Annotated in this window: 10 protein-coding genes; 3 read left to right on the top strand and 7 right to left on the bottom strand. The window is 60.5% G+C overall.

The window, feature by feature from the left end; all coding sequences use genetic code 11:
- Positions 1-721 (bottom strand): ArsR/SmtB family transcription factor (locus tag VJ604_RS10865; protein ID WP_324082394.1); only part of this gene is annotated, 721 nt, incomplete at its 3' end.
- 280 nt (positions 722-1,001) lie between these two features.
- On the bottom strand, positions 1,002-2,135 hold the full coding sequence (locus VJ604_RS10860; RefSeq protein WP_324082392.1) for an NAD(P)H-dependent flavin oxidoreductase: 1,134 nt from the start codon (positions 2,133-2,135) through the stop codon (positions 1,002-1,004).
- A 289-nt stretch (positions 2,136-2,424) separates the two neighbouring features.
- On the opposite strand from VJ604_RS10860, the gene VJ604_RS10855 reads away from it, so the two are divergent.
- Together VJ604_RS10855 and VJ604_RS10850 are read left to right on the top strand one after the other, a co-directional pair.
- Positions 2,425-3,381, top strand: a complete 957-nt coding sequence (locus VJ604_RS10855) for a sensor histidine kinase (protein WP_324082390.1) — start codon at positions 2,425-2,427, stop codon at positions 3,379-3,381.
- Between the two features lie 2 nt (positions 3,382-3,383).
- Positions 3,384-4,085 carry a response regulator transcription factor gene (locus VJ604_RS10850; RefSeq protein ID WP_324082388.1) on the top strand — a complete coding sequence of 234 codons (702 nt, stop codon included), beginning with the start codon at positions 3,384-3,386 and terminating at the stop codon, positions 4,083-4,085.
- A 12-nt stretch (positions 4,086-4,097) separates the two neighbouring features.
- On the opposite strand, the gene VJ604_RS10845 is transcribed toward VJ604_RS10850, so the two are convergent.
- From VJ604_RS10845 to VJ604_RS10825, 5 genes are all read right to left on the bottom strand, one after another.
- Positions 4,098-4,610, bottom strand: a complete 513-nt coding sequence (locus tag VJ604_RS10845) for a shikimate kinase (RefSeq protein ID WP_324082386.1) — start codon at positions 4,608-4,610, stop codon at positions 4,098-4,100.
- 17 nt (positions 4,611-4,627) lie between these two features.
- Positions 4,628-5,725 carry a phosphotransacetylase family protein gene (locus VJ604_RS10840; RefSeq protein ID WP_324082384.1) on the bottom strand — a complete coding sequence of 366 codons (1,098 nt, stop codon included), beginning with the start codon at positions 5,723-5,725 and terminating at the stop codon, positions 4,628-4,630.
- Between the two features lie 121 nt (positions 5,726-5,846).
- Positions 5,847-6,152 (bottom strand): putative quinol monooxygenase, encoded by a 306-nt coding sequence (locus VJ604_RS10835; protein ID WP_324082381.1) that lies wholly within the window; start codon positions 6,150-6,152, stop codon positions 5,847-5,849.
- Between the two features lie 31 nt (positions 6,153-6,183).
- Positions 6,184-6,525 (bottom strand): MGMT family protein, encoded by a 342-nt coding sequence (locus VJ604_RS10830; RefSeq protein WP_324082379.1) that lies wholly within the window; start codon positions 6,523-6,525, stop codon positions 6,184-6,186.
- Between the two features lie 5 nt (positions 6,526-6,530).
- Positions 6,531-7,706, bottom strand: a complete 1,176-nt coding sequence (locus VJ604_RS10825) for an MFS transporter (protein ID WP_324082376.1) — start codon at positions 7,704-7,706, stop codon at positions 6,531-6,533.
- Between the two features lie 156 nt (positions 7,707-7,862).
- Here VJ604_RS10825 and VJ604_RS10820 point away from each other — a divergent pair.
- Positions 7,863-8,472 (top strand): hypothetical protein (locus VJ604_RS10820; protein ID WP_324082374.1); only part of this gene is annotated, 610 nt, incomplete at its 3' end.

Genomic DNA, 8,472 nt, shown 5'->3' with positions numbered 1-8,472 from the left:
CAGTGTGCAGCACCCGAGCGATCTCACCCAGCACCGAGAGAGGATCGGCCGCGTGATGGAGCACCATGTTGGCTACCACACACCCTGCCCCGCCATCGGCGAAGGGGAGATGGGTCATCTCTCCCAGCCGCAGATCTATTCCCGACAACCCGACGTCAGCAAGCCGGCGGCGCGCCTGGTCAAGCATGGCCGGGGAATGATCGACGCCGACCACCTCCGCCGCACGCCCTGCCAGAGCCGCCAACAAGGAGCCGGTACCGACCCCTATCTCCACCAGCGTAGTGACCGATGGCACCAGGGCAACCAGACGGTCCTGGTATTCAGGTACCGGCAGCATGGTGCGCGACAGGCTGTCCCACTGCCTGGCGTGGCTGTCGAAGAACTCCTGGCTCCGCCGGCGTCTGCCTTCGAGGACCGAAGCCAGTGCCGCCATGTCCTCCCGACGCTGGGGAAGATGCTCCAACTCCTCCTCGAAGGCCGCCCGGATGGCGGAGAAGAAGCGGTTATCCTCGCCTGCGCGGTAGTAGCTCCAGGTCCCTTGCCGCTTGACCGACAGCAGCCCCGCCTCGGTCAGTATCTTGAGATGGCGGGAGATGCGGGACTGCCCCATGCCGAACATGCGGGTAAGTTCCTGGACGGTGAACTCTCCGCGCAGCAGCACCGCCACCAATCGCAGGCGGCAGGGATCAGCCAGTGCTTTAAGGGTATCGATCATAGACATCAGCCTAGGGGATTCTATTAAATCAGGTTTTCTTGATATAACATGAAACACAGGCAACCGCAAGCGGCAAATCCTGCACTCATCCCGCCAGGTCCTCTCGCCTCTAGTTCCCTCTCCCTGCTCCCCTCACCCGCCCTTCGGGCACCCTCTCCCCCAAAGGGGCGAGGGACTCGGCGTCAGCCCTCACCCTGAAGTGGAGAGGTACATTATGGGGATAAAAAAACCCCCTTACACCGTTGCCCGTGTAAGGGGGAAGTCACTAAACGCTCGCTGCTATCGATTAGGCCGCCTGGCTGTGGACGGCTTCCTCGCTGGTGGTGCTTTCCGCACCTTCTTTATTCTCGACCGCTGCTTCCTCGGCGAAAAGTTCATCGAAGATCTCCTGGACGGTGGTGATCCGGTCGGCCTTCCAGGCGTTGGTACCGCAGAAGATCAGGCCGGTCTCGACGTCGCCTCGCTGGGCGCGGTCCAGGGACCGAACGATGCAGAAGCGCTCGCGGCTCTCCTTGTAGGAGCACTTCTTCAGACAGCCCATGGCGCAAACCGAGGACCGCTCCTTATCGTACTGGACGATCGACTCCTGATTTGAGAGAATGGCGCGTCCGGGGAGGCCTGCTGGGCTCATGATCAGCCCGATGTCTTCCTTCTTGCAGTCAAGGTAGGCCTGCTTGAAGGCGTCGTCCGCGTCGCACTCCACGGTGGGGACGAAACGGCTGGCCATCTGCACGCCGTCGGCACCCTCGGCCAGGGCGTGCAGCATATCAGCCCGGTCCCAGATGCCGCCCGCAGCAATCACCGGGATATCGAGGCCATACTCGTTGCGGAAGAACTCCTTCACGCCACGCACGGTCTCGTACTGGTCGTAATCCCCGTTCCCAATGTTCTCCATCTTCTCGCCCAGGTGGCCGCCGGCGGTCTCGGGATCTTCCACCACCACGGCGTCGGGGAGACGGTTGTAGGTCTTGTCCCACTTCTTGGCGACCAGCTGCGCGGCCCGCACCGAGGAGACGATGGGGACCAGGGCGACGTCCGGCGCGTGCGCGGTCAGGGCGGGAAGCGTCATGGGGAGCCCGGCTCCGCAGACCAGGACCTTGGCGCCGCCTTCTACCGCGGCTACCACCAGTTCTTCAAAATCGGAGAGCGCCACCATCACGTTGACGCCGATGATGCCGTCCGGTGCGATCTCGTAGGCCTTTTTCAGTTCGTCCTTCAGGGCAAGGGAACTCGTCTGGAGGTAGTTCTTTCCATTGAAGTGGGGGCTGTTGAGGGAGATGCCGGGCGAGGCGACCAAACCGACCCCGCCGCACTTTGCGACGTGCCCAGCGAGGGAACCGGCCGAGACCCGAACTCCCATGCCACCCTGGATGAGCGGGTAGCGTGCCTCATGTTTGCCAATGCGTAGCGGTTTAAACATACTGCCTCCTGAAGGGGAACGGGCCGAATTGCGGTTACTAGACCTTAACAGAGAATGTTGCAAAACGATTGTAATAGTAATGTAAAACCAGATACTGTTTACAGCGCATCGTCGCAGTAGGAGCGGCTTTAGCGGCCCTCACCTAACGCATTTGGCCTTAAGACCCATTCTCACCCTGCCCCTCCCCTTGAAGGGGAGGGAAGTAATGTGCAGTCTGAGGTTGTCGTCATTCCAACTTGTTACGGACATTGCCCTTGCAAAAAAAAGGGCTCAATGCTAGAGAAGGTACATGAAATTACACAGGAAGATGTCAAACCCGCTCCTCGCCCTGATCGCCATCCAGCTGATGTGGGTCGTGGTGGTGGTGTTCTGGGTTTACTGGTTCATCGGCAGAAGCAAGGAGTTCCGCCAGCTCGCCATGCGCTACAAGCCGGAGCTGGTCACCCAGGGGGTCGAGTGGGTCGTCCTGGTGGAAGGCCTGCTGATGCTGCTCGCCATCCTGGCGGGGGTCTACATCATCTTCCTGTACTGGCGGCGCCAGGCGAAGCTCTACCTCCAGCAGCGCAGCTACATCTCGCAACTCACCCACGAGCTCAAATCGCCGCTGGCCTCCATCCAGCTCCACCTGGAGACGGTGAAGCTCAGATCGCTCCCCAAGGAGAAACTGGACGCCTTCATCGATACCATGCTCTCCGACACCGAACGCCTCAACGTGCTGACCAGTAACCTCCTGATGGCGACCAGGATCGAATTCCGCCAACTGGGAGAAAAGGCCAAGCGGATCGACTTCTCGAAGTTCGTCTCCGATTATCTGGAAGGAAAGCGGGGAGAGCTTCCCGAGGGAGGCCGGCTTGCCGTCGAGGTGGAAGAGGGGTTGCAGGCGGTGATCGACCCGGAGGCGATGGAGATGGTGCTTCGCAACCTGCTGGAAAACGCGCTCCTGTACTCTCCCGCCTCGCCAGAGGTGAAGGTTTCTCTTTTGCGCAGCGGCAAGAACTGCGTGCTGGAGTTCCAGGATAACGGGAAGGGGCTCAGGAAGAACGAGCAGGAAAAGATCTTCGAGATTTTCTACCGTGTGCGCACACCGGGCGAGAACATCAGGGGGACCGGCCTTGGGCTCTATATCGTGAAGTCGGTGGTGGACGCCCACGGCGGCAAGGTCTCCGTCGAGAGTCCCGGCCCCGGCCAAGGGAGCACCTTCAGGATCGTGCTGCCGCTTCCGGGCGGCGTGCAGCAGAAAGGATAGCGATGTCCGACGACAAACCGCACATATTGCTGGTCGAAGACGAGATGCATCTGGCTCGCGGGATCTGCTTCAACCTGGAGCAGGAAGGCTACCTGGTGAGCCACGTGGAAAGCGGCGAGGAGGCTCTCGACAAGGTCAAGGTGGAGAGGTTCGATCTCATCATCCTGGACGTCATGCTGCCGGGTATCAACGGTTTCGAGGTATGCCGGAAGGTGCGCGAGCTCGATTCGCGGGTGCCGGTGCTCATGCTGACCGCGCGCTCGGACGAGCGGGACCGGGTAACGGGGCTGGCGGAAGGAGCTGACGACTACCTGATCAAGCCGTTCAACCTGAAGGAGTTCCTGCTGCGTGTCTCCGGGATGCTGCGGCGTTCAGCCTGGTATCGGCCGGAACCGATCGAGGAGGGATACCATTTCGGCGACAACGAGGTCTACCTCCTCTCCTACCGCGCGAAAACCCGGCAGGGTGAGATCGATCTGACCGACCTGGAGGTGCGTATGCTTTCGCTGTTTTTCCAGCGCGAGGGTGAGGCCATTCCGCGCGCCACTATTTTGGAAACGGTCTGGGGCTACGCCACCGATGCCGAAACCCGCACACTCGACAATTTCATCGTGCGCCTGCGGAAATACTTCGAGCCGGAGCCCTCAAGGCCGATGTTCTTCCAAACCGTGCGCGGCGTCGGCTACCGGTTCAGCAGGAAATAATCGCCATTCCTCTTAATCCTGCCGCTGCCACAGTTCTACCACCATTTCGGCGACTTGGTAGGGTGACATTCCGTCCGTCTCTACCACGTAATTGGCGGCACTTTGGTAAAGCGGGGTCCTCCGCTCCAGAACTTCGGCCACTTCCTCGGTGAAGGTCTTGCCAGCCACCAAGGCGGGACGATGCGTGCCGGACTCGATGCGTGAGACTATGGTTTCGACGGAGGCCTTCAGCCAGATGATGCGCCCGTTTCGGCTGAGGGCTTCCATGTTCTCGGCACGCTCTATCACCCCACCACCAGTATCGATCACCAACCTGTCCTGGTTGGAAAGTTCGCGGGCAATTTCACTCTCGATGTCCCGAAACTTCGGCCACCCCCACTTCGCAACGATCTCGTTGGTCGACATCCCCGCACGTTTCTCGATTTCGTCATCCATGACCACCCGCGGCATTCCCAGCCTCGCGGCCAGAAGTTGCCCCACATGACTCTTTCCGGTACCGCGATATCCAATCAACACAAGGTTCATCTCGTTCAGTTCTCCATTCAGCAAGCCAGCTTATCAAGGGTGTCGAAGTCGATGCTGTTTTCGGCGAGGCTCCGTATCAGGTCGAGCTTTTCAGTGTCCTCGGCGGTGAGTTTGGAGACATCCTCCGTGATGATCTGATGAAGTGCCGTGGTGGTGTGCTTGAAGGTGCGCAGGTACGGGATCCTGCTGCAGTCGAGGATCCGCTGGGTGATGGTGCTGATCGGTGCGATACCGGGGATGATCAGCCCGACGATCTTCTCCCGGTACTCCTTCATCTGGTACAGGTTTGCCAAGGTAACCAGCAGTTCATCACGGCTGCTGGTCACGATCAGCAGCGAGGAGTCTTTCAGAAGTTCGGTCACCCGCTGGGTGGAGGCCGCTCCGATCTGCACGTTGTGGATGATGCGCCCGACATCGCGACGGCTGCCGTGCAGGGGAAGATCGAGCAGGGAACTGATCCGCCGCAGGGTCGGGTTGGCGAGTATCGGCTGGTAGGTGAACCCCGGCAGCACGGTGAACGGCTCGTCCGCAAAGGCCCGCGTCAGGTAGTCTATGGTAGTGTCGCGCTTCTCGGCGAGGATCTTGTTGACCAGCACCGCCTTCACGTCGGCCTGCTCCTGCCGGAACAGGGCGAGGTTCATGTGGATGTTGTCCACCACGTTCCCCAGGCCTCCGCCGGTTACCATCACCACTGGAGCGTTAAGGAGTTTCGCGATGCGGGCGTTGGAGAGCTTCATGATGGAGCCGACGCCGGGGTGGCCGGAGCCTTCGATGATGATGAAATCGCACTGCTTTTCCAACTCCTCATAGCAGCGGACGATCCGCCCGGGGAGTTCGTCCAGGGGGATCTGGCCGTCGACCACCATGCGGGTGGTGTCAGGGTGGACCAGTACCGGGGACATGCAGGGAAGCTGTTTCTGGAGGCCGAATACCCTGGCCACCAGCACCGCATCCTTGTCGAACCAGCGACCGTTGTACATGCCCGGCTTGGGCCCCATCGGTTTCATGAAGCCGATCCGGCGGTACTTCTTCTGCGCGAGGTGGAGAAGTGAGAGGCTGGTGGTGGTTTTACCGACGTTTTGCCCCGTCGCTGCCACGAAAATTCTCTTTGCCATATACAATCGCCTCTTCTTTGAAGACAATCCAGATCCGGACCCTACGAATTCCGCTCCCGTACGCGCTATCTCACGAACTTATCACACCCGGCCGCGACAGGCCCACCCTTTTCTCTCAATGTTATGCCTCGGCAAGCACCTTGAGAGATACCTCCTCCACCAAGTCCTTTACTTTCTCCCGGTAGTCGAGCATGTGCGATGAGGCGAGATGATCGTTAAGGGCTGCAAGGCTCTCCCATTTTTCGATGATGGTGACCACCTCGCCGTCGAGTATCTGGATCGGCAGCCCCGCGTCGCAGTCGATGGTCGGGAAATATTCGATGCATCCCTTCTCTTCACGAACCTTGGGGATGTTCTGCTTGAAGATGTCGAGAAACTCCGCCTGCTTTGCGCTTTTTACACGAATCGATGCCAGCACCACGATCATCGCGACCTCCTTTGAAATTCCTCCATGGAAATTAGCCCTTCACTTCGTCGGGACTTGCGGAGTCCCAAAGATACCGCCGGAGATCGATGCGGCCGTGGACATCGAAGGTAACGCCCTCCCCTTCCAACCGCAGACGCTGCATTTCAGCCCCCTCGTCACCATCGGAACGCCGACTTACCTCTCCACGCGCGTTGACCACCCGGTGCCAAGGGACCGCTTTGTCGGTGAGAGCACTGAGCGCGTAGCCGACGAAACGGGCACTGCGGGGAAGGCCGGCCAGTCGGGCGATCTGGCCGTAGGTGGCGACGCGTCCCCGAGGAATGCGAGCGACCACGGCGTAAATTTCGCGGTAGCTGGATGGTTTTACGGCCATAGCCCTCATTTTCTTAGATAGAGCCCGCGAAACATCACCATGACCGCCCCGACTGCTACGCCGCTCACCAGGAAGCCGGTCTTGAATCCCCACGCCCTTATCACATGGCCAAGACCGACGGAGCTGATCATCATCCCGGCATAGACGCAGGTGTTGTAGCATCCCATGGCCAGCCCACGCAGCGAACGGGGAACCACGTCCGCGATAAGCGCTCCGATGACGGTGAAGGCGACTCCCATGCTGATCCCCATCAGGGCGGCCACCACCACCAGCGGGATGAGGCTGCCACAGAATTCGAAGACGATCAAGGCGAGGGCGAAGATGGCAAGCCCGCAGGTGACCAGCATGCTCTTGTCCTTGATCCGGTCGTACAGCCGCCCGGAGGGGAGCCGGGAAAGCGCGTTGGCCAGGGCCTGGGTGGCGAAGACGGTGCCGACCTGCCAGGTCCCCATCCCCTGGCTGCGGATGTAGAGCGGCATGAAGGTAACGAACATGCCGAAGCCGATACAGCCTCCCACGGTGGCGGCCAGGCAGGCGATCAGCCGGCGGTTCCGCATAAGCCCCAGCAGTTCCGGAATGACCGGCGGCCGCTCCCCTTCGTGGTGCGCAGGGGGATTGGCAGGAAGAAAGATCCACGCGACGAAGAACATGGCCAGGATCAAGGCGCCTGCCACCAGGAAGACGGAGCGCAGCCCCAGACCGGTACTGACGAAGCCGCCGGCGGCTGGTCCCAGGGTCATACCACCGTACAGGGCCATGGTGTACAGGCCGTAGGCACGGCCGAGGGACTCCGGCGGGGTGAAATCGGCGACATACGACATCAAGGTTGGGGAAAAGGCGGAAAGCCCCATCCCGAATAGCAGATAGATAAGCCCCATCTGCAGGGGGGTCTGGCTCCAGAAAAGGAGAAATGACGAACAGGAGAGGAGCGTTAGCCCTCCCAGTAGGGGTAACCTGCGCCCCAACCGGTCTGAGACCAGCCCGGCCGGGATGGAGAGAACTCCGGCCACCAGCATGAAGGCGCCGTTGATCATGCCGACCTCGGCGGTATCCGCTCCCAAGGAAGTCGCCAGCAAGGGGACTATCGGGATCCGCATATAGGAGCCGAAGAAGCAGACGAAGCTGATGGTGCAGGCGGTGAGCAGGAGCCGTCGCGCGGCCTTGTTTGATGCTGGTGCCAAGTGGATCCCTTTGGTTAAGGTCGTGAAATGATAGAAGTAGCACGCTGCCGGGTTTTATGCAACAGCCTGCCAATTCCGTAAAGGTGAAATTGGGAAGGAGTGCTGCTTGAAATAATGAGAATTGCAGGGATACTTCATGAATAATGGAGGTGGCCCGTGCATCAACAGCTCGCGCAATCGGAGTTGGAGGTCCTGCTGGCTGCGGGGGCACTGCCGCCGGCCGTATCGGAGCTGGTATCTGCCTTGAAAGCACTCTCCATACCTGAGCGACCCACCCGTGAGACCTTTTATTCCGACAACCGAAACGCCGAGGCCCTTTACCGGATAGCTGATTGCCTGCTGGCCACCTGGCCGGCTCGACCAGAGCGGGATGCGACCCAGGCAAGTGCTGCCGAGATGGTAAAGGGGATCGCGCGTCACGTCCGTAACCGGTTTGCGCGCAGCTACGCGCGGGTGATCTATGAGCTGATCACCGACGACTACCGGCGCTTTCTCAGGGCAAAAGAGCTGGTGTACAAGGTGGCCGAGATATGCCCCGGCCTCTGCCCCAGGGAGGAGCAGGTGCGAGCCGAACTCGGGGTGCGCCTGGCAGACAAGGAGGGGGTGGAGATTGCCCAGACCGACCTCCTCTCCCACGTCCTCTCCTGCAAGGATACCGGCACCCATCTGGTGCACGCCATGCTGCAGCCGCTTCCCGCCTCCAGGGACTACCTGGACAAGTTCCGGCGCGACGGCCGTCTGGACCTGGGCCCGGCACAGGTGGAGC

Origin of the sequence: Geomonas sp., assembly GCF_035254065.1 — a bacterium.
In the GTDB taxonomy this organism is placed as follows: Bacteria; Desulfobacterota; Desulfuromonadia; order Geobacterales; family Geobacteraceae; genus Geomonas.
Note: the sequence above shows the minus strand (reverse complement) of the source record. Positions and strands in the feature narration are given on the sequence as shown.